Consider the following 25,215-nt stretch of genomic DNA (forward strand, 5'->3'; position numbering starts at 1 on the left):
AAAACCCATAAACTATGAAGAAAGCAATATTTATTTTGGCAGTGATGTTTTCGGTTTGCATGTATCCGCAAGGTACCGAACCGACTTTGGAAAAAGTGGGGAAAATGGTAAAAGCTACATATTTTCACGAAAACGGTGAAATAGCACAAACAGGCTATTTAATGAAAGGTAAACTACACGGCGAATGGCTGATGTATGATGTAAATGGAAAAAAACTCGCCTCTGGCACGTATGAAAACGGTACAAGAGTTGGCAAGTGGTTCTTTTGGGAAGGTGATATGTTAAGAGAAGTGGATTTTACGGACAATCGTATTGTTAATGTAAAAAACTGGAACCAGTCTGAAGTTGTTTCAATTGACAATTAAGACCATACTGTAATTAAGAAAAAGCCCCGACCATTGGTCGGGGCTTTTTTATTTGTATTTATACACTGTTACTCAGTCACTACTTCTGGAGTATTGTGTTTAGCCTTCCAGCTTTGAATCCTAATTTTAAGCCTGTAGCTGATATTAAATAGTATGGGTACTATGATCAATGTTAAAAATGTGGCCACAATCAAACCAAAAATAACGGTCCAGGCCAATGGTCCCCAAAAGATAACATTGTCACCTCCCATATAAACTTGTGGGTCAAAATCGGAGAACAATTTTACAAAATTAATGTTCAACCCTATGGCCAAAGGAATCAAGCCCAAAACTGTTGTAATGGCTGTTAAGATTACCGGACGTAAACGAGCCTTACCCGCTTTGATTATAACACTGGTAACATCTTCCCGGTTCAACAGTTCATCATCCGAAATACCGAGTTCCACTTTTTTACGATCAATAAGAATTTGGGCGTAATCCAGTAATACTACGCCATTGTTCACCACTATTCCCGCCAAGGAAATGATTCCCATCATGGTCATCATAATCACAAAGGGCCATCCGGTGATTATCAATCCGCCAAATACCCCTATAAAACTTAGGAATATGGCCATCATAATTATGGCTGGTTTGGAAACACCTCCAAACTGGAAAATCAAAATAAGCATGATCAACCCTAATCCAGAAAAGAACGCACCCATTAAAAAGGACATTTGCTTGTTTTGTTCCTCAATCTGACCCGTGTAATCAATTTTAACCCCTTGGGGGAGCTCTTTGAACTCCTGCATTTCATCCTGAATCTCAGTAACAATAGCCGCAGCATCCGTAAAACCTGGTTTTAAGGCAGAATACACCGTTACCACCCTTTTAGTGTCCACATGTTTAATGGCACTAAAGGAAGAGGTATTCTTCTGATGGGCCACCGCAGAAACGGGTATTTCCTTTATTTGGCCATTGGAGGCATCCCTAAAAATAATGTTCTGGTTGAACAGGGCACTGGTGTTGTAGCGCAGGTCTTCATTAAAACGGACATTGATGTCATAATCCTCACCATCTTTTTTGTAAATACCAGCTTTGTCCCCAAAAATGGATCTGCGCAATTGCTGGCCAACTTGTGCCACGGAAACGCCCAGTTCTCCTGCTTTGGCCCTATCAACTTCAACCTGCATGCCGGGCTTGCTCTTGTTCACATCAATTTTCAGCTCTTCAATACCAGCAATATTTTTACTGTTGATGAAGTTGCGCATCCGCTCGGCAGTATTTATCAAGGTATCATAGTTCTGCCCCTCAATTTCAATATTGATGGGGTATCCCGCTGGTGGGCCAACGGCATCTTTTTCAACCGAAATGGTCACACCGGGGTATACTCCAGACAGCGTATCCTGAATCTGCTGGCGTAGCTCCTCGGTGTCTAGACCATCTCTATATTTGAATTCCCGCATGGAGAGTGTAATCTTTCCACGATGGGGCATTTCGGCTGCGGAGCCTCCTTCGGTAAAGGGGTTTTCCGCACCTTTACCCACTTGAGACACACTGGATTGCACCAAATAGTTGAAATCCCCTTTATTGTATTTACTCCTTCCAGTGACCCCATAGACTCTTTCCTCGATGTCTTTGGTGATTGCATTGGTCTTGTCTATGTCTGTTCCCTGAGGATATTCTATGTAGACATAAATCTCATTGGGGGTATTGTCTGGAAAGAACTCCACTTTTGTTCGTTGTGTTCCCAAAGACATTCCAAAGAAAACAAAGGATAAGATCAACAGGAGGGAAGTCAGCCCAAAATACCAATAGACATTCTTGCCTCTTAGTGCCTTTTTTAACTGACGCTCATAAAAGTTCTCCAACTGGACCAAACTGTTGGTCTGGAACCGTCGTGCCCATGGTTTCAAGAAATATTTGTAGACCCAGAACATGATGCCAACAACAATCATTAGGGTGCCCAATCCACGAACGGGTCCTCCCACTAGAAAAATGAATAGACCAAAACCGCCTAAAATTATACTAAGCCGAATCAATTGCTTTTTGGTCAATTCTTTTTCGCCAATCTGCATAAACTGCGAGACCAGCATGGAGTTCATGAAAATAGCCACGAACAATGAGGATCCAAGTACTACCGACAGGGTAATGGGGAAGAAAATCATAAACTCACCCATAATGCCCGGCCATGTGCCCAAAGGAACAAACGCAGCAACTGTGGTGGCAGTTGATATAATAATGGGAATGGCAATTTCCCCAATCCCTTTTTTGGCGGCCTCTTTTCGGGACATGCCCTCTTGCTCCATGAGTCGGTATACGTTTTCAACCACAACGACCCCGTTGTCCACCAACATACCTAATCCCATAATCAATCCGAAGAGAATCATGGTGTTCAGGGTGTAGCCCAATGCCGTAAGGATCATAAAGGACATGAACATGGACATGGGGATGGCAAATCCAACGAAAAGGGCATTTCTAAAGCCCAAGAAGAACATCAACACGGTTACAACCAGGATAATCCCGAAAATGATGTTGTTCACCAGATCATCCACTTGGTTCAAGGTCCTGCTGGAAGAATCATTGGCAATAGTAACCGTGAGGTCTTTGGGAAAGTAATTTTCCTTGGCCTCTTTCACCAATTCACGAATACGGTCAGATGCTTCAATAGTGTTTTTACCCGACCTTTTTTTAATGTCGAGCATTACCACTGGCGAACCATGTTCCCTGGCATAGGTGGTCTTGTCTTCCTCAGTGAAGGAAACGGTTGCAATATCTCGAAGATAAACAGCCCCGTTCTCTGATTTTACCACGAAATTTTCCAATTCTGACGGTTCCTCAACTTCACCCAATATGCGAATGGTCCTTCGTTGGCCACTGGTAATCAAGTTACCTGCGGACATGGTCATATTTCCATTGGAGATGGCAGAGATCACATCTTCAAAATTCACTCGGGAAGCCATCATTTTATAGACGTCGACAGCTACCTCAACTTCCTTTTCTTGGGCACCGCGAATATCTACCTCCTTGATTTGAGGCAAATCTTCGATCTCATCTTCCAAATACTCGGCAAACTCTTTTAATCTTTCAACAGGATAATCCCCTGTAAGGTTTACGTTCATAATTGGAAAAGATTCCGCCAAGTTTAGATCAAAAACATTGGGCTCTACCTTGGCTCCATTAAAAATGGGCCAATCTTCACCCGCTTTTTCGGTATCGACCTCGTCCTTTACTTTTTGTTTTGCGTTTTCAACAGTGATTTCCTCATCGAACTCCACAATGATCATGGAGTAATCTTCTTGTGAAGTTGAGGTGATTTCAACCACGTTGCTGATATTCTTGAGCACATCTTCCAACGGGTCGGTAATCAATCGCTCCATATCCTCGGCCGTATTGCCGGGATAGGCCGTGCTCACATATATTTTGGTCTCTTCCACTTCAGGAAAATCTTCCCGAGGCATGGAAAAATAGGAAGACAGACCTATGATGAAGAACAGGCCGATCATCACATAGATCACAGACGGGTTGTCTATGGCCCATGACGAAAGGCGAAATTCTTTATTTGCGTTCTTTTTGGCTTTTTCCATTTTGGTTAATTAGTTTTTTGCAGTTGCTGTTGTATCCAACACTTTAATAGTTTGCCCGTCACGTATACTTCGGGCACCCTCTACGATCACTTGGCTTCCTGCTGAAATTCCTTCAAGGACCTCAAGAAAATCGCCCTGGGTCTTGCCTGGTGTTATGATTGATTTTTTGGCAATTACCTCCCCGTTTTCTTCGGCAACGATATATACGTATTGCTCCCCTTCCGCATTTTCCGAAACAACGCTTTGCGGAATAAGAATGGCATTTTCATTGGTATAATCATTGATTTTTACCTGCGCCGTTAAATTGGGTTTTATGTGTCCATTGGTATTGGGCACAGGAATTTCTGCTATAAAAGAGCGATTGCTGGGGTTAATGAAGTTTCCGGTTTGGCGTACTTTGGTCGAGACCGTTTCGCCCAACACTGGAAAGTAAGCATCCACCATTTTGCCCGGGGTTACATTGGGTAGGTGCGCTTCGGGCACTTCCACATCGATGTACATGTCCGACAGGTTCACAATCCTGAAAATCTCCGATCCTGGCCCTGGACTCACCACGGTACCTTGATCTTTGATTACATCGTCGATGATTCCCGAAAAGGGAGCCCGTATAGTGGATTTGGCCACTTGGCTTTCCAACTGCTTTACAGCGCTTTGTTGGGCCTCATAGTTGGTCTTGGCCTGTAGGAACTGGATTTCGGAACCGATGTTTTGTTCCCAAAGTCTCTTTTGACGCTCAAAAGTGGTCTTACTCAACTCTGCTTGGGTCCGTAACTGTGCCAGTTGACTGGAAAGTCCACCATCATCAATGGAAGCAAGAACCTGTCCTTTGCTGACTTTATCCCCTTCTTTTACGTACACGCGATAAAGTGTTCCGGCCATTTCTGGGTAAATCAGAACGTTTTGGTCCGTCATAACGTCACCTTGCAATTCTAAATAGTGATGGAATTCTTCGGGTTGTACGGTTAAGGCGGAGACCAATGGTAGTTTGGAATTATCATCCAATTCTGCAATGGCTTCGTCTAATTGCTTAACCTGCCCTTCCAAGGCTTTCAATTCTTCGGTAAGGGAATTACGTTTGGCTCGTATGGCCTCTAGATTTTTGCTTTCCAGAACGCCCTCAACTGTATTTTTACCTCCTCCTCCACAAGAAGCCAAAACTACAGCTGTCAAAAATATATATAGGATGTTTTTCATGATGATATGTTGTTTTTTAATTGTTATTGATTTAGTATAGTTTCCAATTCGGTTTTCTTGTTGATGACGTCCACCATGGATTGTAAGTATTCTTGTTGACTGGTATACAATTGGGTCTGGGCCTGCCGCAATTCAAAGCTGGTGGCCAAACCTTCGGAATATTTAATTTGATTTTTGTTTTCAATGCGTTCGGCCAGTTCAAGGTTTTCCTTTGAGGTACCATATTGTTCAACGGCCAATATGTAATCGCTTTTGGCGCTTTCCAACTGAAGCCGAATCTGTTCTTGTGCCTCGGTCAATTGGGTCTTGGCTTTTTCCAGGGCTATTTTGGCTCGCTGGGTACTGGCACTTCGTCCAAAGGAACTAAAAATGGGAATGCTCAGGTCCACACCCAATACTGATGAACCAAACCATTGCTGCCCACTGCTCAAGAAATTAAAACTGTCACTAAAGGAATTTCCTCCGTAGTTGACAAAGGCATTGAGGGTTGGCAATGCTCTACTTTTTGCAAGCTTCAACTCAAAATAGCGCTGCTCGGTAAGGTTAGTGGCCAATTTATAGTCCACATTGTTTTCAATGTTGAAATCGGTATCCAACAATCCCAAATCAATTTGTTTTTGGGTAAGTACATCGAGGTCCTCGGTCAATACCGTTGGAGATTCCGTTGGAAGTCCCAAGACCAAATTGAGCATCTGTAGGGTAATTTTTTCCAAACGTTGGGCATTCTTCAATTGGTTGTCCACAGAGGAAAGCGTGATCTGCAATTGGTCCACACTTTCTTCATCACCCAGACCGTTTTCATAGATTCGTCGGGTTTCATACAGGTTTTTCTCCAAAGTTGCTTTGTTCTTCTCCGAGATCAAAACACTTTCCTGTGCCAAGAGCACATTGCCATAGGCCTCTACCACAGCTTTTCTAACATCGAGATTGGTTTTCTCCTTGTTGTTCTGGCTGTAGTCCAAAAAGGTCTTGGTGGCCTGTACGCCCACAATGTACGACCCATCAAAAATTTGCTGTTTTAACGTGGCCGAAGCCGAAGCGGATTGTGGTTGGCCAAAGACCACTTCTTGATAGGTTCCCGGTTCACCGCCAAAAAATTCGGCAGGAATCTGGGATACCGGCTGCTTTAATTGATTTTGATAACTGATGGCTCCTGAAATTTGGGGCAGCCCGGTTGCAATGGTCTCCCATTTTTGTTTTTGGGCATCCACTAAATCCCTGGATGCATTTATGGAGCTATAATTATGCTCTAAAGCATACTGGATGGCCTCGTCAAGACTGAAACTTGGAATGGAGTCCTGTGCTGATGAGAGCCACGGCAATAGTAAAAATAAACTGATTAGGGTTGTTCGCATTTATTCTTGATTTGAATTGATGATTGAGTTTAGTATTTTCCGTCCCTTTGGGGTAACAATGCCCCTGAGGTGGTATTCCAGATAATAGTCCATGAGCTGGGGCATTGAGAAGAGCTGCATGGGAAAAAGTTCGTTGTCCTTAATGCAGGTAGCCCCACAAAAATAGATTCGGGATATAAATTCAGCATTAAGGTTATCACGGTAAATCCCCATTTCCATACCGCGGTTTACATTGTCCTTGACGCAGCCCAACATTACCTCATACTGTCGCTGCTTTAAGGTGCGGCTCAGTTTGGGATAATATTTTTGCAATTGGTATTGGGGGGATGATTTTTCGTCCTTTAAATGCAACATCACAAACTTTTTGATCTCATAGAGTTCCTCGATGGGGTTCTTTTGTTGTGCAATAATCTCGTTTATGCCACCTGAAATAACACAGAACAGATTGGAGGTGCATTCCTCCACAAGCTCTGTCTTGTTCTTGAAATGGGAGTAGATTGTCTTTTTGGAAATCCCCATCTCATTAGCCAAATCGTCCATGGTCACACTCTTAAAACCCAAGTTTAAGAACAGCTCCGTTGCCTTTTGTATTATCTTTTCCCTCATAATGAGCGGCAAAAATAACGCAGGAAACTTTAAAAACAAAAAAAGTTTCCAAGGTTTTACAATTATTTAACGAAGGCCTAAACCATTATTTTCAATGGGACCAACCAACGATATAATGACGATAATGGAAATCTTTTTTGGATTGGATTGTTGTTTTGGATCGTAAACTCCAGAAAAAGGATCTGTGCTGACGCTTATAGCGTTCTTGAATGATGTTCTTTTTACTCGGTATCATGATTGTTGTTTTTGATTCGTTCCACGTAGTTCTTATAGGCTTCCGCACCTTCTTCTTTCCAGAATTGCTCGTAGTGTTTCCACTGATCAAAATCCCTTCGCATGGTGCTACACCCATGTGTTGCTTTAAATTTCTTTTTGTGACTGGATTTGCCCTTGTTTTTTCCACCGCCACCTCCAAATCCAAACAAAAGCTTAGCTAGTATAAAAATACCCAAGGCTTGCCAGTAGGTTATGGTGGATAGTCCGAAGACTTCCGGCATAAGCCAATTCCACAACCACATGAGCAGATAATTGGCCAGTAAAAACAGAATGGCCCCCAAAATGACCATGGCTATTACTTTGACCACCTTTTTTACATAGTGCTCCACTTTTTTTTCCACTCTTTTCTCGAAGTCTTTTGAATGTTCCATAACTACATACTTTTTAATTCTTTTATATTTTCTAGATTTTGTAATAACAATGACATGGCACGATGTCTCCTTGACATCAAGGTGCCCGTTGGAATACCGGTTCTCGATGCTATTTCTTTATAGGTATAGCCTTCAAAATCAATGGCGATGATGATGTCCCTATACGCTGGTTTCAATTCTGTTACAGCATTTTTTAGGGCTTTTTCCAATTCTGGGGAATAGGAATTGTCCGCATCGCCGTAAAACAACTCCGCAAATTCTTGCCATTGGCGATCAATATCATCACTGGAGTATTTGTGCTCCTTCCTACCACGCATAATATCAATGATCCTATTTCTGATGGCACTGTAAACAAACCCCCCAATATTATTGATGGGCAGAATGTCATCGGCCTTGGAAAACACCCGTAACGCCACGTCCTGCACAATGTCCTCTGCATCACGTTCCGAGGTATCCCGGATCTTGGACTGCACATATGCTCTCAATGAATGATATTCTTCATTGAAAAATGTGGTTAGGTTATTTCTGTTTTCTGTCTTGGCGGCCATTCAAAAAGAACTGGTTGCTTTCTTCATTTGTAAAGACGAAACTTTTTAAATCTATTGCATTTTTAGGGCATTTTTTTTAGGATGAGCGTTTACGCCGTTGGATGCTTATGTTTTCCAAGGAATTATTGGATTGTACTGTTTTTTGGTTTTTTGCATGTATTTTTGGCACTATGGCAGATATCGATATCATTAGTCAGTATAGGGGGCAGTTTGTTACGTATCTCGAGGCAAAAATCCAATTGGGGGAGCCTAAGAACCTCTACCAACCCGTTCAATACATACTAGGGTTGGGTGGTAAGCGGATGCGACCCATACTCACCTTGATGACGGCCGAGGCCTTTGGCGGAAAAATGGAAGATGCCCTGGATGCCGCACTGGCCATAGAAATGTTCCATAACTTTTCGTTGGTACATGATGACATTATGGATGATGCCCCTCTACGACGTGGAAAAACTACGGTACATGAAAAATGGGATGTAAATACGGGGATTCTTTCCGGGGATGCCATGCTGATTTTAGCGTATCAATTTTTAGAAAGCTACCCAGCCGAAACGTATAAAAAGCTCACAAAACTGTTCAGCAAAACGGCCCTTGAAGTGTGTGAAGGGCAGCAATACGATGTGGATTTTGAGACCCGTGACGATGTGACCATTCCAGAATACATTAAAATGATTGAATACAAGACCTCCGTTTTGGTGGCAGCCGCCATGAAGATGGGAGCTCTTGTGGCCAACGCTCCACAAAAAGAAGCCGAAGCCATTTACGAATTTGGACGTAATCTGGGCATTGCTTTTCAATTGCAGGATGACTATTTAGACGCTTTTGGCGACCCCAAGACCTTTGGTAAGCAGGTTGGGGGCGATATTATGGAGAACAAAAAGACATATTTGTACCTAAAATCGTTGGAAAAAGCCTTAAAAGACGATCAAGAGGGCTTGTTGCATTTATATTCCATAAAACCAGAGGATGCAGATGCTAAAATTGAAGCTGCGAAAACAATTTTCATGGAAAGTGGTGCTGTGGATGAAACCAAAAAGGCCATTGAGAGGTATACCCAAACAGCTTTTGATGTATTGGACACTTTAGACTTGCCAGCAGCCAGAAAGCAACTTTTAAAAACCTTTGGTGAGGCATTGATGAATCGAACGGTTTAGAAAATCCGTTTGAAAAGTGCTTTAATAAAAGGCATTGGCTTTGGTGCCATGACAATCTGAAGCTCTTCCCACAAATTGGTTTCGTTCTCCAGGAATTTTAGGATCAGCGAAGCCTTTCTTCTTTTGAACATCGATTCAAAAATGTCGTGTCCCAAGTGATTGTTCTCGTACAAAATATCGAGCAAAAGCATATCGTAGAATTGAAACCTGCTTTTTTTACGGAACTTGGACAATGGCTTGCCCGCTTTTAGGTGCTCTACCAATTTTGGGACTTGTCGGCTGGTATTATAAAACGTATAACCTGTGCTTGGTTTAGCCCATCCGCCCGCAATTCCGATATGAAAAACTCCATCGGTATTATGTAGATGAAATGGATAGCAGGTCATGGGAATGCTCCCAAACTCCGTTTCTTGGATGACGTAAGGAGTATCGTTGTACTTTTTATGGATATATGTTTTGAGGGCTTCCTCATATTCTTTTTTTTCCAAAAGTTCTTCCGAAAACAAGGTGTATTCCACTAAAGCTTCATTACTTGAAAAAGGAAGCACATACATAAAGCGGGTGTTGCCCTTTTGAGGCACAGAAAAGTCCATAAATGTGGCCTCCTCCGGTTTAAAAACCGACCGTTTGGTTTTTATTTGCCACCCAATAAAGTGTTGTTGCAAAACTGGAAATTTCCTCTGCTTTAGATGGATGGAAGGGTCATAGAGGCTGGAAAATACCGTTTGTCCCGTATATCTTTGGGAGGAAGTGGTTACCAAAACCTCATTTTCCCGCTCTTCAATATGTTGCACTTCTTTCTGCACCCAAGTAATGTTGGGATAGGCTTTTACCTTTGGTAAAAAGTGGTTGTAGAAGTCAATGCCACGGAGCATTTTGTAGGTGTATGGCGCAATGGAAGTTGATTTTTGAAATTGTTGGCCGCCTATATAAATCTTATCCCAAGTTTTGTGGATCAACTCATCGAATTCGCCTTTGCCACGTTCCCAAAAACACCAGGTACGATCATTTTGGGATTTGTCGTCCCTATCCAAGATCAAGATGGATTTAGAGACAAAGTGTTCGTCCTTGCCCAAGGCGTCCGCTAATAATAGACCAGCAGCTCCGGCTCCTAAAATGATATAGTCGTAGTGGGACATGCCTCAAAAATACATAAAGGGAGATAGTAGCGCACTATTGGGAAAGTTTTCGGTCTTCAGCAATCTCACCAATGTGATAGTAAGCCACAATTTCTTTAATTAATCCGCCTTTCATATAGTACCATTCACTGACCTCCAAGCTAAAATCCCCTTGGGTTCCAGTGTACCGAACGCAGGCATTGTTGTTGCCATAAAGCGCATCATGGAGTTTGAATTGGTAGCCCAAAAACTTGTCTCTGTTTTGTTCCACCAGGTTGAGGTACGCCTTTTTTCCATTGATGGTTCCAAAAGGGCTGGTATGTTTAAAGTTATCTGTTACGGGGAGGTTGTAAAAATCCCCTGTTTCCCATTTGCGGAACCAATCCGATATCAATTCTTTTGAGTTCATTGGATTGAAATATGACCAAAGTTAAGAATAGGAGATCAAATGTCTTGGATTTGTTGGGAATTATGCATTCCTACGAGCTATCCCACGTTGCCCAATAAAATGTACACAGCCAAAGTGGCCAATACTAAAAACAGGCTGAACGCTTTTGCGTATTTCCATTGGGTAACATCAACCACACCAATATCCGTGATGCTAAAAGTATTGACTCTCGGAGACCAGCGTGATACCAATAACATCACCCCAATGTTCAAGACGAACTCAATCCCCCAAATATGCACGTAGTGCATATCAACCTGAAAGATAAAATTGGTAACAATGTAGAAGACTAATCCAAACAACAATCCTACTTTGGCTCCTTTTGCGGAAACCTTTGGTAGAAAGAATCCGGCCAGAATCACGGTGGCCATGGGAATAAAAAAGATGCCATTGAGCTGTTGCAACAACTGGTAGAGCCCTCGGGGGGCATGGGCAATGAATGGGGCGATTCCTATGGCAAATAGGGCCAATAAGGCGGATGTGGTTTTTCCCATGAGGACCAATCGTTTTTCACTGGCGTTTTTGTTCACATATCTTTTATAGATACCCAAACTAAAGATGGTGGCCGCACTGTTCAAAGCACTGTTGAAGGTACTTAAAATGGCGCCCATTAACACGGCCACAAAAAAACCGGTCATCCAAAAGGGAAGCACTTTTTTCACCAAACTGGGATATACCAGCTCTTTTTGGTCATAGAACGTATCGTTGAAATAGTAATAGGCAATGATGCCCGGGAGAACAATGATCAGAGGGACCAAGATTTTTAACAATCCCGTATACAGCAACCCTTTTTGGGCCTCTTTTAAATTCACGGCTCCTAAAGCCCGTTGAATAATGGATTGATGCATGGTCCAAAAATAGAGTTGGTTGATGATCAATCCGGTAAACAATACGCCAAAAGGCATAATGGCATCTCGGGAACCTTCGCCCATGGAAACCTCATTGCTAATGACATTGAATTTCTCAGGAGCTTTTTCAAAAACCATTCGCAAACCTTCAAAAATATGTCCATCTCCAATACTCCAGAGCGCCAAAACAGGAATGGAAATTCCCGCAATCAATAGGCCAAAACCATTTATGGTATCGGTATACGCCACCATTTTTAATCCACCGAAAATTGCATAGACAGCACCAATGCAACCCACGGTCACTACCGTTAACCAAAGCCCTTCGTTTTGGGTAATGCCCAGTAGCCCGGAAATATCAAAAATCTGTTCAATACTGATGGCCCCAGAATAGAGTACGATGGGTAAAAGTGTGGAAACAAAGGATATGATCAACAAAAATGCAATGATGGTTCGGGTGAGACCGTCAAAACGTTTTTCCAAAAATTCAGGGATGGTGGTAAGTCCCATTTTCAGATAGCGAGGCGCAAAATACAGAGCTGCAGCTACCAAAGCCAAAGCCGATGTGACCTCCCAAGCAATGATAATGCCCCCATGTTTATAGGCATCGCCGTTCATGCCCACCAAATGCTCGGTAGAAATGTTGGTCAAGAGCAAGGAACCTGCTATAACGATTCCGGTTAGGCTACGTCCCCCTAAAAAGTAACCATCTTGAGTAGAAAGTTTGTCCTTTCTTAACTTCCAGCTGGAATAGGCAGCCACGAAGGCTGTAAACACAAAAAAACTGATGAATTGTACCATCCACTAAAACCGAATTGTATCGGGCAGATATTTGGCGGCTAAATCCTCATAATAGGGTCGAAGTTCCTTTACATTGGGCCGCACAGGCGCCTTGGTGTACAGGTCATAGGGGTTGAATTTGTTCACCCACTTGAACATTTCATGGTCGTGTTTATCCATCAAATGATCATAAGCATGTTCCTTGTGTTGTGCATAAAAGCTGTGGTATCGAATCATATAAAGCCCTTCTTCGGGCAGATAATCCTTCATTACATGGTAGAGGTACTCATCGTGACCCCAAGACATGTGCACATTGCGCAACCCACAGTTTTCCTTGTACACACCCAACTTGGTGTTGTATTGTTCATTGTTGATATCGGGATTGGCCGTAAAGAATTCTGGATAGACAATTTTGTCCGAAAATTGGCAACCCACTGGGAAGGTATCGCCCACCACGGCCCATTGTGGCTCACCGAACAAACACAGAACCTTGCCCAAATCGTGCAGGAACCCTGTCAACACAAACCAATCTGGTTGACCATCAGCACGAATGGCCTCCGAAGTTTGCAAAAGGTGTTGGGTTTGGTCCAAATCAATGTCGGGGTCAGAGTCGTCCACTAAGGTGTTTAAATACTCCACGGCATCCCAAAGGCCCATTTCACGACGATCAAGCGAGAGGAATTCCTTTTCCTTTTCCAAGACAAAATCATAGGTCTGGTACGTATGGTTCATCCGATAAAATTCCTTTACGGTATCCCGAGCAGGGTCGTCGTAGTTTCGGAATTCTTGTTTAGACTTACTCGGTTTTTCGGGATAACGTTCCAACAAATCACCTTCCCAAAGCTCCATCATATCATGGGCTTCTTTCTTTTGTTCTGGGTTTAGTTTCATTTTATGCAAATTAAGGGTGTGCGCCCTTTTACTTTAAAAGTAGTGTTTTTTTGGTTTTGAAACTAAAACACGGTATACCTCAGCCCAAAAAAACCTCGTATACCTTGGTTGGGGCCATAAACATAAGTCGGGTCAAAGGTGAGTGCGTAGGGGTTATCTGGAGTGGCCACAGCATTACCATTGCTATCAAAAGTCACTTCTTTATCAAACGGATCATTGGCTCGGGCAATAATAAAGGGATTACCGCGGTTCGGGGTCCAATCCAATAGGTTTTTTATTCCTCCGTACACCTCAAAATTGTTCAGTCCTTTGTACGTAAACTGGATGTTCTGGATACTCCAAGTGGGGGAATATTCCTGTCTCGGGTCCAGTTCACCCAAAAGGGGCAATCGCATTGGTCCATATAAATTTCCGGTATAATCCATGGTCAAATCCAAACTGCGAAAGGTATAAGAAAGGTTCCAAGTGGCAGTAATGCTCTCAGTAAGGATTTGTTGTTGGGTCACACCATTTTCGGTGCTGCTTACATCTTGCCAAGTGGCTCCCGCCATAATTTTAAAACTACTCGGAAAAGCAATGTCCAAATTGGCGCTGATACCTTGTGAAACGGATTTTCCATCTAAATTATCATATATGATCTGGTTGGGGTTGGTCTCATAATCGGGCAAGATCACATTAGAAAACCGGGTATAAAAGGCAGAAGCATCCAAACTGATAAAGGTGCCGTTGTCGCTATATATTTTCTTCAAATAGTTAAGGTTGACATTTACGGAGCGTTCGGGTTTTAATTCTTCGGCAATGACCACCTCCCTTGCGCCTGTGAGGGCTGCATGTTCTTCGGTAAACAAGTTCACAACTCGAAATCCAGTACCCGCGTTCACCCGAAAAATATCATTGTCCGAGATTTTCCATTTGTAAGCAGCTCGTGGTGTTAGAATAGTGCCGTGCCGTTGGTCATAATCATACCGTAATCCTGCCAAAAAAGAGTGTTTAGGCGCGAAAGCGAACTCATCTTGAGCAAATACACTGGGAATCCAAATATTATCGGCCTCAGTGGTCGCGGGTGTGTTGTCATCGTAATAGTTGTAGCGAATGGCACTTCCGAATAACAAATCATGTTGACCCAAAGTTTTGTCCCAAGTCAATTGTGCAAAACCAATGCGCTGGTCTGCCAAATACTCCGTATCGCCGTACACTGAGTTTTGATTATGATCATTATAGGAAAACGAAAGGAGAAACTTTTCTTCCATCGGCAATTGGTATTTCCCCAAAACCTCCCATCGACGGGTATAAATACTTTCTCCATAAACCTCATCCCCACCACGATGCTCCGGTGTCCATTGCATTTCTCCGCCCCAGCGGTCCTCATAAAAAAAGCGTCCAGCCAAAGAGAGCAGTCGGTTATCGTTTCGTTCAAAATCCCATTTTTGAAAAATGGAGATGCGGTCCTGAAGGGTCAAATCGGTAAAATTATCACCGTTATTGTCCACGGGAACATCATAATTGAAGTAGTTGATACCCAAAAGCAGGTTTGTTTTATCTCCGACAGCTATTTTACTGCCTACATCCAAATTGTATTCGCCCCAACCGGTGGCAAAGCCATCAGCAAAAAATTCTGGAGCGCTCAAAGCATTTTTGGTGATGATGTTGATTAAGCCGCCCACCGCTTCGCTTCCATAAAGTGAGGAAGCAGGACCTTTTACAATTTCAATTTGCTCAATAAGGGAATTTGGAATCCCTGTTAAACCGTACACGGTCCCCAATCCACTTACAATGGGCATCCCATCAATAAGAACCAAAGTGTAGGGTCCTTCCAGTCCGTTGATATGAATGTCTCCTGTATTGCACACATTGCAGTTAATCTGTGGTCGCACTCCGTTCACATTTTGGAGGGCGTCAAAGACACTCGCCGTAGGATTCTTTTTGAAAAAAGTAGGGGAGTAGACTTCCACAGGAACCGGACTTTCCAATCGGCTAACAGGTTTCAGGGTTCCCGTTACCACGGTTTCATCTAAACTTTGTGCAGTGGGTTCCAGTTGTATGCTGATGCTTTTATGCGCTCCTGCTCCCAGACTGATCTTGGTTTGATACCGTTGATATCCCAATGAAGTCACTAACAGCACATAATCTCCTGGTTGAATATTGGTCAATTCAAATGCACCATCAATATCCGTGGCGGTTCCAATTTCGGTGCTTTTCAACACCACGTTTGCCAAGGGCAATGGTTCCCCGTTGTCGGTTACTTTCCCATTCAAAGATACTGTTTGGGCAAAACAACAACCGCTTATCAAAGCCACCCCTAAAAGTACAATATGTTTACAGCTTGATTTCAACTAGTATAAAATTAAATTTAGACAAATCTAAAAATAGATTTTGTTAAATAAAAATGTATTTTTGAAAAAATATTTTTTGATGACCCGATCAGAAGAAAACTATTTGAAGACCATTTTTCATTTGGGAGGTGGCGATTCTGAGTTGATAACCACCAACGCCATTGCGGAACAGATGGAAACAAAACCATCTTCCGTGACCGATATGGCCAAGAAATTATCGGAAAAGGGATTGGTGGATTATGTCCGATATCAAGGCGTTTCTTTAACCAATGCTGGAATAAAAACAGCCTTGTCCATTATTAGAAAGCACCGATTGTGGGAAGTTTTCTTGGTGGAAAAATTGGATTTTACTTGGGATGAGGTGCATGAGGTGGCTGAACAGTTGGAGCACATCAAAAGTGAAAAATTGATCGATAAGCTCGATGAGCTTCTTGATTTTCCCAAATACGACCCGCATGGCGACCCCATACCCACCAAGGATGGAAAATTTCAGGAGCGTGATGAAAAGTTGCTCAGCGAAATGCCCATCAACTCCAAAGGAATATGTGTTGGGGTAAAAGATTCTTCCGTGCCCTTTCTTAAGTTTTTGGACAAGAACAATATTGCCTTGGGCAACACGATCCAAGTAATTGACAAAGAAGATTTTGATAATTCCCTTCGCATTCAATTGGATGGCAAGGAAATGCGAATATCACATCAAATTGCAGCTAACCTTTACGTAAAAAAGAACGACTGATGGATCAAGTGATTCAATTTTTTCAAGAAATAGACCCCGTATTGGCCGCATTGTACGCGACGCTCTTTACATGGGGACTGACCGCTGCGGGGGCAGGCTTGGTTTTTTTATTCAAAAGCCCGAATCGCGCCTTGATGGATGGAATGTTGGGCTTTACAGGAGGTGTCATGGTTGCTGCCAGTTTTTGGAGTTTGTTGGCGCCTGGAATTGAAATGAGCCCTGGTGAAGGTTTTGTTAAAGTGATTCCGGCAGCTGTTGGGTTTTTAATGGGTGCTGCCTTTATTTTTGGACTTGATAAGATTTTGCCCCACGTGCATATCAATTTTAAAATGGACGAAGCAGAGGGAGTAAAGACCCCTTGGCACCGCACCACGCTATTGGTTTTGGCCATTACCTTGCACAATATTCCCGAAGGATTGGCCGTGGGCGTTCTGTTTGGAGGTGTGGCCTCAGGTTTTGAAGGTGCCACAATTGGTGGTGCCGTTGCTCTGGCCTTGGGTATTGGGTTGCAAAACTTTCCAGAAGGTTTTGCCGTTGCGGTACCCATGCGCAGGCATGGTCTCAGCCGAAGAAAAAGTTGGATGTACGGTCAAGCCTCTGCCCTTGTGGAACCCATTGCAGGTGTTTTGGGAGCTTGGGCCGTATTGACATTTGAGCCTATTCTTCCTTACGCACTTTCGTTTGCTGCCGGAGCTATGATCTTTGTGGTGGTTGAGGAAGTGATTCCAGAAACGCAACAAGACAAATACACCGATATCGCCACAATGGGCTTTATCGGTGGATTTATTATTATGATGACCTTGGATGTGGGTCTGGGATAAATTTATCCCCCGATCAGATCAAAGACACCCTTGGTCAAAAACTGGTCCGTTTCGTTCAGTCCAGTTGATAAGATTTCGGTATACCCACCATAGGTGCCGCCTTGCTTTACGGCTACCCTTTCAAAGGAATAACCTCCGTCCTTTTCCTCGATCAATTTAAGCACATAATGGTTGCCCTCGGATTCAATTACGGCCTCATCGGGCAATGACCAAGTTTTGGTGGTATCTGTCATGATCATGGCATCTACAAACATTCCGGGAAGAAAATTTGCATCTTCCTCATGTTCCAAGTGTCCGTGTACTTTTATGGTTCGTTTGGCATCGTCAATGGATGTGCCCACCAAGTAGACTTCACCGTCAAATGCTTCGGCAGAAGCTTCTGGAATTTTGAACTGGATTTTTTGTCCTTTTTTTACTTTCAAAATATCCTTTTCAAAAACAGTCAGTTCCAAGTGTACGTGTTCATTGTCCACGATTTCCAAAATTTGGGTAGCAGGCGAAACATAACTTCCTTTGGCCACATTCATTTTGGTAACACTGCCCGAGATAGGGGCATAAATAGCCGCTTGTGATGAAATAGTGCCCTGCTCTACTTTGTTGGGTGAAATATTGAGCATTTGTAGTTGTTCCCTCAAACCTTGGTAGCGTGCCTTGGCCGTTTCGTAATTGCTCTTGGCTTGGAGAAAGTTCTTTTGCGAGGCGATTTTCTCCTCAAAAAGGGTCTGGTTTCTTTCGAACTCTGCTTTTAAGTAATCCAACTGGTTGAATACCTCGAGATACTCCTGTTGCATTTTCACAAATTCTTGGTTTTCCAAGACCACCAAAAGCTGTCCTTTTTTCACTTGATCACCAACCAAAAGCGATGTCTGTTTCACAAAACCGCCCATAAACGCCGTAACGCTGGCCCGATTTTCCGGCGGGACATCGATCATTCCAGAGGTTTCCACCATTTTCGGGAAAGTTCTTTTCTCCATAGGACCAATCACTAGATCATTGGTGTTGAATTGATCTTGTGTGACCGTGATTCCTGTTTCTTCTCCTTGTTCTTCGGAAGCGGATGCTCCACTGTTCTTATTGCCGCAGCCCATCAACAGAAGGAAAACAACGGCTAATTGAAGTATATGTTTCATTTTTATAATGTTATTGTCAAGTAATTAATGGCGATTACAGTTTGATTGTATTGGTTGAGCACATCCAAATAATTGAGCTGGATATCGTAGGCGTTTTCCAAACTTTGTATGTATTGGAAAAAGTCGATTTCCCCATTTTGAAAGTTCCCTGAGGCAGCTTTCAAAATTTGATCGGACAATAGACCGCCTTCTTCCTCGTAATAGGAGAGTTCCTTGGCCTGCTGCTCCAGTTGTCCCAACAGCGTTTTATAGCGTTGGTTCATGGCAACGGTGATTTCGGTGTTCTCCATCTCCGTGATCTTGGCCTGTATCTTGGACGATTTAACCTTGCTACTGTGCCCAAAGAAGAAAACTGGAATGCGAACACCTAATTGAATACCGTACAAGGATGTTCCCAATCCACTATTGGTTCCTTGGAAGTATTCAAGGTTAAGGTCGGGCAACAATCTATTTTCTTCCAAACTCTTTTGGGCATTGCTCAGCGCTTGACGGTTATCCAAAAATGAGGTTTCCGTGTCCAACATCCCTTGGGCATTCAGTACCTTAAGCTTTTCGGGTTTTTCATCCACAATTTGCAAGGTGTCCTCACTTTGTACCAAACTCACAATCTGACCATACGAAGTCAAAATCTGCTGTTTTATTTTGGAATAGGTATTTGCAATTTGGCGTTGCTTGGCCGTAGCGGTGACTTTTTCCAGGTAATTGGTCTCCCCAAGCTCAAAACGTCTGTTGGCTGCATGGGCAAACGTACTATAAATGCTATCCAAGGTTCCGTAAAGCTTAGCTTTTTGGTTCAATGTCTGATATTGATAGTACGCATTGCTCAGTGATTGGTAGAGTTGCTTCTTCTGTATCTCAAACGATGATTTCTGCAGCTCATAATTTGATTTTTGCAGCTTGTTCTTGGCCCCATACACCGTAGGGAACTCAAATTGTTGTTGTGCCCCAAAAACCTTGAGTGGCTCTCCGTTCAATGCCAAGTTATTTTCATCATACTGGTAATAAATGTCTGTTTTATCAAATTCAAAAGCGGTTCCCTTAAGAGTTTCCGCTTGGTCCACTAGTAACGAACCTGCTTGGATGCCTTTGTTGTTTTCCAATGAAAGTGCCATCAAATCTTCAAGGTTCAATTTGGTTTGGGAGAACCCTGAAACACTTACCAAAAGCAATAGTATGGTGAGCGCGTTTTTGTTCAATTTACGTGCTCTCCTTCTTTTTCTCATTCCACGGAATTTAATGTTGTGGGTATACGCATACAAAACAGGCAATACCACCAAGGTGAGCATGGTTGCCGTAACCAATCCACCAATTACAACGGTTGCCAAAGGTCTTTGTACTTCAGCGCCCGCATTGGTGGACACTGCCATGGGCAAAAATCCCAAAGCAGCGGCTGAAGCGGTCAACAACACAGCACGGAGCCTATCCTTTGTCCCTTGTTTGATAAGGTCCTCCATGGAATCAAAATCTTTTCCTTTGAGTTCTTTGAAATGCTCGATCAATACAATTCCGTTCAACACCGCGATACCGAATAGGGCGATAAACCCAACCCCAGCCGATATACTAAAGGGCATATCCCTTAGCCATAGCAGGAGTACACCTCCCACAGCAGAAAGTGGAATAGCGGAAAAAATAAGCAAAGCTTCTTTTACCGAGCCAAAGGCAAAATAGAGCATGATAAAGATGAGTAATAAAGCAATAGGCACAGCAATCAGTAACCTTGCTTTTGCATTTTGAAGGTTCTCGAACTGGCCACCGTAGGTAATGGTGTACCCCGGGGGCAATTGTATATGTTCATCTATCAGGAGTTGTACATCGTCCACCACAGATTGCAGGTCTCGGTTCCTAACATTGATTCCCACAACGATGCGTCTTTTGGTATCATCTCGCGAAATTTTTGCCGCACCTTTTTGATAGGTAATCTCGGCAAGTTCGCTCATTGGAATTTTGCCTCCACTGGGAATATCCACATAAAGGTTTCTGAGATTGGAGATATCTTGTCGATTTTCCGCATCCAATCGAACTACCATATCGAACTGTCGCTCACCTTCAAAAACACTTCCTACAATTTTACCTGCAAATCCCATGGCGATCATTTCGTTCAAGTCGGCAATATTGAGCCCATGGCGGGCTATTTTTGCACGATCAAAAGAAACATTCATCTGAGGGAGACCTTCCACTTTTTCAACAATAATGTCCGAAGCTCCTTCCACGTCTTGGATAAGATTTTTGATCTCGTTGGCCTTTCGGTTCAATATTTCCAAATTTTCACCAAAAATCTTGATGGCAATATCGGCACGCACCCCAGTGATCAACTCGTTGAAACGCATTTCAATGGGCTGGGTAAATTCCACTTCCATGCCCGGAATTACGGCCAAAGCTTCCTTAAACTTATCGGCCAGTTTGTCCTTGGTTTCAGCTGAGACCCATTCGTCTTTGGGATAAAGTGAAATAATCACATCACTCTCTTCCATTGACATGGGGTCGGTGGGGACTTCTGCAGCACCAATACGGCTTACCACCTGTTTTACCTCTGGGAACTGATCTAACAATATCTGTTCAATTTTTGTAGTGGTCTCAACGGTCTTGGCCAACGATGTTCCTGTTTTAAGTACGGGCTGAATTACGAAATCCCCTTCGTCCAAGGTAGGAACGAATTCGCCCCCCATGGTCGAGAACAGCAAAATGGCCCCTACCAATAGTGCGGCCGCAATGGAGAGCACCAGTTTTTTACTGCTCATGGCCCATTCGATGACCGGCTCATATTGTTTGTTGATCCAATTGACCAAACGGGTAGAGATGTTTTTGGATGATTCCTTGGTAGGTTTTAAAAACATTGCTGATGCTACAGGCACATAGGTGAAACAAAGTAAAATGGCTCCTAACAACGCAAAACTGAAGGTAAGCGCCATGGGTTTGAACATTTTGCCTTCCACGCCGCTGAGCGATAGAATCGGGATGAAAACAATCAGAATGATGAGCTGCCCAAATACGGCCGAGTTCATCATTTTTGTGGCTCCTTTTAAGGTAATATCGTCTTTGAACAATTGCGCTTCACGTTTACCCAAATTGGCTATTTCAGTTTGTTTCTGGGTGATTTGGAATGCAATGTATTCCACAATGATAACCGCTCCGTCTATTATAATTCCAAAGTCAATCGCACCAAGACTCAACAAATTGGCATCTACCCCAAAAATGTTCATCAAGGTAAGGGCGAACAACAAGCAGAGTGGAATTACCGATGCCACTACAAGACCTGACCGCCAGTTTCCGAGCAGCAATACCACCACAAAAATCACGATCAAACAACCCAAGACAAGGTTTTCGGTCACGGTAAAGGTGGTTCTTCCAATGAGTTCGCTGCGATCCAAAAAGGGATTTATGTAGACCCCTTCGGGCAAGGATTTGGAAATGGAAGCCACTCTTTCTTTGACCGCTTCGATAACGCGTTTGGAATCGGCATCTTTGAGCATCATGATCTGGCCGAGTACTTTTTCCCCTTCGCCATTGCCAGTGATGGCTCCGAACCGGGGTGCACTGCCAAATCCGACTTTGGCTATATCCTTTATATAAATGGGAATGCTATTTCTAGTCGTGACCACGATGTTTTCTATGTCTTTAAGGCTGCCGACCAAGCCTTCGCCTCGAATAAAATAAGCTTGGTTCACTTTTTCGATGTAACCCCCACCGGTAACACTGTTGTTTTTTTCCAAAGCGGTGAAAACCTCCCTTGCGGTGATGTTAAAGGCATTCAACTTTTGGGTCTGAATGGCTACTTCATATTGTTTGAGTCGCCCTCCCCAAGTGTTGACCTCCACTACACCGGGAATTCCGGAAAGCTGACGTTTTACGATCCAATCCTGGATGGTCCGGAGTTCTGTTGCATCGTACTGGCCTTTGTACTCGGGCTCCACATCCAAAACGTATTGATAGATTTCACCCAGCCCGGTGGTGATGGGACCCATTTCCGGACTTCCAAAGCCTTCGGGAATTCGGCTAGAAGCTGACTTTATTTTTTCGGCGATAAGTTGTCTGGGCAAATAGGTGCCCATATCGTCCTCAAAAACAATGGTGACCACTGAAAGGCCAAACTTGGACACCGAACGGATTTCCTTGACCCCCGGGAGGTTGGCCATTTCAAGTTCCACAGGGTAGGTGATAAACTTTTCCATGTCCTGGGTGGACAAGCTATTGGAAGTGGTCAATACCTGTACTTGGTTGTTGGTTACATCGGGAACGGCCCCAATGGGTATATGTGACAGCGAGTATAATCCAACAAGGGTTATGGCCGCTGTAAACAGAAGAACAATGAACTTGTTCTTTAGACTAAAGTTGATAATTTTTGAAAACATGATTCATAGAAAATGATAGCATTATTAAAATAGAATAAGGCTTGCCGAAAGTGTTCAGCGGCGCTGAAATACTATGAATTATGCGTTTTGGGCGGCTGGAAAGGGCCATCTCCCCAAACCAGGGAGTAGGACATTTGATAGTGAAAATTAGCTTTGGTGGTAACAGGAATCTCAGAGCGCGAATTGATAAAATTATCCGACCCTAGCACAAAAACCAAGGGTTGAGCACAAGATGTTTGTTGATGTTGAAAGGGGAGTTTCTCATGGTCTTTTTCTTCTTCTTGGTGCTTCTCGCTGTGGGAAGCTTTTAACTCGCCATAATGTTTTGAAACAAAAACCATAAAATTATCACCATATTCCTCGTTATGGAATTGGTAATGCTCCACCAGTTGCCCCAGTTCCACCAAGTCCTTAAAATGGATGTTGACGCTCTGAAGCAAAATGAGAACTGCCGTACCTATGGTAACTAGTTTATTCATCCTGACATTGTAAAATTACGAATAATACGCTGTAAGATAAATGACTGGGATTAATTTAGAATTAATCTGATTTTACAGGAATCACTACTGGATATTTAAAACTATAGCCTGATACGGTTTCATTTTTACGGAATTTTCAAAGAATTCAATATTGGGATAATTATTGATCATTATTGAATGGTTGTCCTGGTCATCTTTGAGTTTTATTTCTGAGGTTTCTTCTGAAAAGTTTAACAGAACGAGCACTTTTTCATCCTCCAAAACCCTTGTATAGGCATAAATAGTTGGATGTTCTGCTGCAACAAGTTCATATGCGCCATATATGAGGGCTGGGTTTTTCTTTCGGAGTTCCGTCATTTTTCTAAAATGGTTTAGTACGGAGTTTGGGCTGGAGTTTTCATCTTCCACGTTGATGTAGACATAATTGTCATTCACAGGAAGCCATGGTGTTCCTTTTGTAAAACCTGCATGTTCAGAACCATCCCATTGCATGGGTGTCCGTCCATTGTCACGAGAGGTGAAATTCAACCGCTTCATGAAAAGTTCCATATCCTCCCCTTCAGAAAGTGCTTTTTGGTACCCATTGATTGCGGCTATATCCTGATATTGTGAAATACTATCAAAATCAATATTGGTCATTCCCAACTCATCGCTATAATAGCAGTATGGTGTACCACGCATGCTCAAAAGGAAGGTGTTCAATAGTTTGGCGGATACATCCCGGTATTCTTCACTGTCGTTTCCCCAACGACTCACCATTCGTGCTTGGTCATGGTTGGCCAAAAAAATGGAAAGCCAACCATCGTTGGCAAATTCTTGGTCCCATTTGGTGAAGACCTCTTTTATGGTAGCCAAATCATACCCTTCGTATTTTGGGATATCCACCCCTTCAAAAGCATAGGCCATATTAAGCTCATTCCGGTTTTGGTCTACCAGTTTATGGGCATCCTCAAAATTTCTACCGGCACCTTCAGCAACACTCATAACATCATATTTGCTGAAAACCTCTTGGTTCATCTCTTTCAAATAGTCGTGTATTCCATCCTGCATGGCGTAGAATTGAATGAAATCTTTCTCAAAACCATCCGGAAACTTTGGATAAGTGGTATCCTTGGCCGCAAACTGAAACGCATCCAAGCGAAATCCATCCACCCCCTTTTCGGCCCAGAACTTCATGATATCATAAACCTCTTGACGCACTTTTGGGTTGGACCAGTTGAGGTCAGGCTGTTGTTTGGCAAAGTAGTGCAGGTAATAGGCATTGGTCAGCGAATCGAATTGCCAAGCGTCTCCTTTTGCATCGAACAAACTGTAGCGATAGGGGGGCTCACCCTTTTCGGCGGGCCACCAGTGGTAATAATCCCGATAGGGATTGTCTCGTGAACTTCGGGATTGTTTGAACCATTCGTGTTCATTGCTGCTGTGGTTGACCACAATATCCATGACCAGTTTAATCCCCCTTTGGTGCATGCCGTCCAGCATTTGGTCAAAATCTGACATGGTACCGAACTCTTCCATAATATTTCGATAGTCACTGACATCGTAGCCATTGTCTGCATTGGGAGAGGTATAAATGGGATTGAGCCAAACGGCGGTTACACCAAGACTTTGGACGTAGTCCAGCTTTTGAATAATGCCCTGTAAGTCACCAACACCATCGCCGTCCGAATCCTTGAAACTCCTCGGATAAATTTGGTAGACAATGGCCTCTTTCCACCATTTTTGATCTTGTGAGGGCATAGCATCGTTTTGTGTTGAGCTGTCTTTGCATGCGCTCACCGCGAACAGTATGGCAAGAATGCATGCTACGGAGTTGAACCAAGTCTGTCCCATCGTGTTAATTTTATGGCTTCCTT

The 25,215-nt window shown here is 43.2% G+C and carries 19 protein-coding genes; 4 read left to right on the forward strand and 15 right to left on the reverse strand.

Annotated elements, in window-relative coordinates; translation table 11 throughout:
• Positions 1-14 precede the first annotated feature (14 nt).
• Positions 15-365 carry a toxin-antitoxin system YwqK family antitoxin gene (locus FG28_RS07440; RefSeq protein WP_036381445.1) on the forward strand — a complete coding sequence of 117 codons (351 nt, stop codon included), beginning with the start codon at positions 15-17 and terminating at the stop codon, positions 363-365.
• Between the two features lie 68 nt (positions 366-433).
• Here the strand turns inward: FG28_RS07440 and FG28_RS07445 are convergent, their stop codons facing one another.
• The 6 genes from FG28_RS07445 to FG28_RS07470 form a co-directional block, all read right to left on the reverse strand.
• Positions 434-3,928, reverse strand: coding sequence for an efflux RND transporter permease subunit (locus FG28_RS07445; protein ID WP_036381448.1), 3,495 nt, complete (start codon positions 3,926-3,928; stop codon positions 434-436).
• Between the two features lie 9 nt (positions 3,929-3,937).
• Positions 3,938-5,122, reverse strand: coding sequence for an efflux RND transporter periplasmic adaptor subunit (locus FG28_RS07450; protein ID WP_036381451.1), 1,185 nt, complete (start codon positions 5,120-5,122; stop codon positions 3,938-3,940).
• A 23-nt stretch (positions 5,123-5,145) separates the two neighbouring features.
• Positions 5,146-6,477: a TolC family protein gene (locus FG28_RS07455; protein ID WP_036381455.1), complete on the reverse strand. Its 1,332-nt coding sequence runs from the start codon at positions 6,475-6,477 to the stop codon at positions 5,146-5,148.
• Positions 6,478-7,083: a TetR/AcrR family transcriptional regulator gene (locus FG28_RS07460; protein WP_036381458.1), complete on the reverse strand. Its 606-nt coding sequence runs from the start codon at positions 7,081-7,083 to the stop codon at positions 6,478-6,480.
• Positions 7,084-7,304: 221 nt separating this feature from the next.
• On the reverse strand, positions 7,305-7,730 hold the full coding sequence (locus tag FG28_RS20030; RefSeq protein ID WP_051947212.1) for a hypothetical protein: 426 nt from the start codon (positions 7,728-7,730) through the stop codon (positions 7,305-7,307).
• Between the two features lie 2 nt (positions 7,731-7,732).
• A complete protein-coding gene (locus tag FG28_RS07470) occupies positions 7,733-8,278 on the reverse strand; it encodes an RNA polymerase sigma factor (protein ID WP_036381460.1) in 546 nt (181 codons plus the stop codon).
• 170 nt (positions 8,279-8,448) lie between these two features.
• On the opposite strand from FG28_RS07470, the gene FG28_RS07475 reads away from it, so the two are divergent.
• Entirely contained in the window at positions 8,449-9,432 is a 984-nt protein-coding gene (locus tag FG28_RS07475; protein ID WP_036386270.1) for a polyprenyl synthetase family protein, read from the forward strand.
• Here the strand turns inward: FG28_RS07475 and FG28_RS07480 are convergent.
• The 5 genes from FG28_RS07480 to FG28_RS07500 all read right to left on the reverse strand — a co-directional run bounded on the left by FG28_RS07480 (position 9,429) and on the right by FG28_RS07500 (position 15,844).
• Positions 9,429-10,571 carry a lycopene cyclase family protein gene (locus FG28_RS07480; protein ID WP_036381463.1) on the reverse strand — a complete coding sequence of 381 codons (1,143 nt, stop codon included), beginning with the start codon at positions 10,569-10,571 and terminating at the stop codon, positions 9,429-9,431. The two genes, FG28_RS07475 and FG28_RS07480, sit on opposite strands and share 4 nt — an antisense overlap.
• Positions 10,572-10,605: 34 nt before the next feature.
• Positions 10,606-10,959 (reverse strand): nuclear transport factor 2 family protein, encoded by a 354-nt coding sequence (locus FG28_RS07485; protein WP_036381465.1) that lies wholly within the window; start codon positions 10,957-10,959, stop codon positions 10,606-10,608.
• Positions 10,960-11,036: 77 nt separating this feature from the next.
• Positions 11,037-12,641, reverse strand: coding sequence for a solute:sodium symporter family transporter (locus FG28_RS07490; protein WP_036381468.1), 1,605 nt, complete (start codon positions 12,639-12,641; stop codon positions 11,037-11,039).
• Between the two features lie 3 nt (positions 12,642-12,644).
• Entirely contained in the window at positions 12,645-13,511 is an 867-nt protein-coding gene (locus FG28_RS07495) for an inositol oxygenase family protein (RefSeq protein WP_081894248.1), read from the reverse strand.
• A 62-nt stretch (positions 13,512-13,573) separates the two neighbouring features.
• Positions 13,574-15,844: a TonB-dependent receptor gene (locus FG28_RS07500; RefSeq protein ID WP_036381471.1), complete on the reverse strand. Its 2,271-nt coding sequence runs from the start codon at positions 15,842-15,844 to the stop codon at positions 13,574-13,576.
• A gap of 79 nt (positions 15,845-15,923) precedes the next feature.
• On the opposite strand from FG28_RS07500, the gene FG28_RS07505 reads away from it, so the two are divergent.
• Both FG28_RS07505 and FG28_RS07510 read left to right on the forward strand, forming a co-directional pair.
• Entirely contained in the window at positions 15,924-16,580 is a 657-nt protein-coding gene (locus FG28_RS07505) for a metal-dependent transcriptional regulator (protein ID WP_036386274.1), read from the forward strand.
• Entirely contained in the window at positions 16,580-17,401 is an 822-nt protein-coding gene (locus FG28_RS07510; protein WP_036381474.1) for a ZIP family metal transporter, read from the forward strand. Before FG28_RS07505 ends, FG28_RS07510 begins: the two co-directional genes overlap by 1 nt.
• Before the next feature lie 2 nt (positions 17,402-17,403).
• Here the strand turns inward: FG28_RS07510 and FG28_RS07515 are convergent, their stop codons facing one another.
• From FG28_RS07515 to FG28_RS07530, 4 genes are all read right to left on the reverse strand, one after another.
• Positions 17,404-18,531 (reverse strand): efflux RND transporter periplasmic adaptor subunit, encoded by a 1,128-nt coding sequence (locus tag FG28_RS07515; RefSeq protein WP_036381477.1) that lies wholly within the window; start codon positions 18,529-18,531, stop codon positions 17,404-17,406.
• A 2-nt stretch (positions 18,532-18,533) separates the two neighbouring features.
• Positions 18,534-22,880, reverse strand: coding sequence for a CusA/CzcA family heavy metal efflux RND transporter (locus tag FG28_RS07520; RefSeq protein ID WP_036381479.1), 4,347 nt, complete (start codon positions 22,878-22,880; stop codon positions 18,534-18,536).
• A gap of 71 nt (positions 22,881-22,951) precedes the next feature.
• A complete protein-coding gene (locus FG28_RS07525) occupies positions 22,952-23,359 on the reverse strand; it encodes a hypothetical protein (RefSeq protein WP_036381480.1) in 408 nt (135 codons plus the stop codon).
• 84 nt (positions 23,360-23,443) lie between these two features.
• Positions 23,444-25,192, reverse strand: coding sequence for an alpha-glucosidase (locus FG28_RS07530; protein WP_081894250.1), 1,749 nt, complete (start codon positions 25,190-25,192; stop codon positions 23,444-23,446).
• Between the last annotated feature and the right edge of the window lie 23 nt (positions 25,193-25,215).

The sequence above is a fragment of the Muricauda sp. MAR_2010_75 genome (genome assembly GCF_000745185.1).
GTDB lineage: Bacteria > Bacteroidota > Bacteroidia > Flavobacteriales > Flavobacteriaceae > Flagellimonas.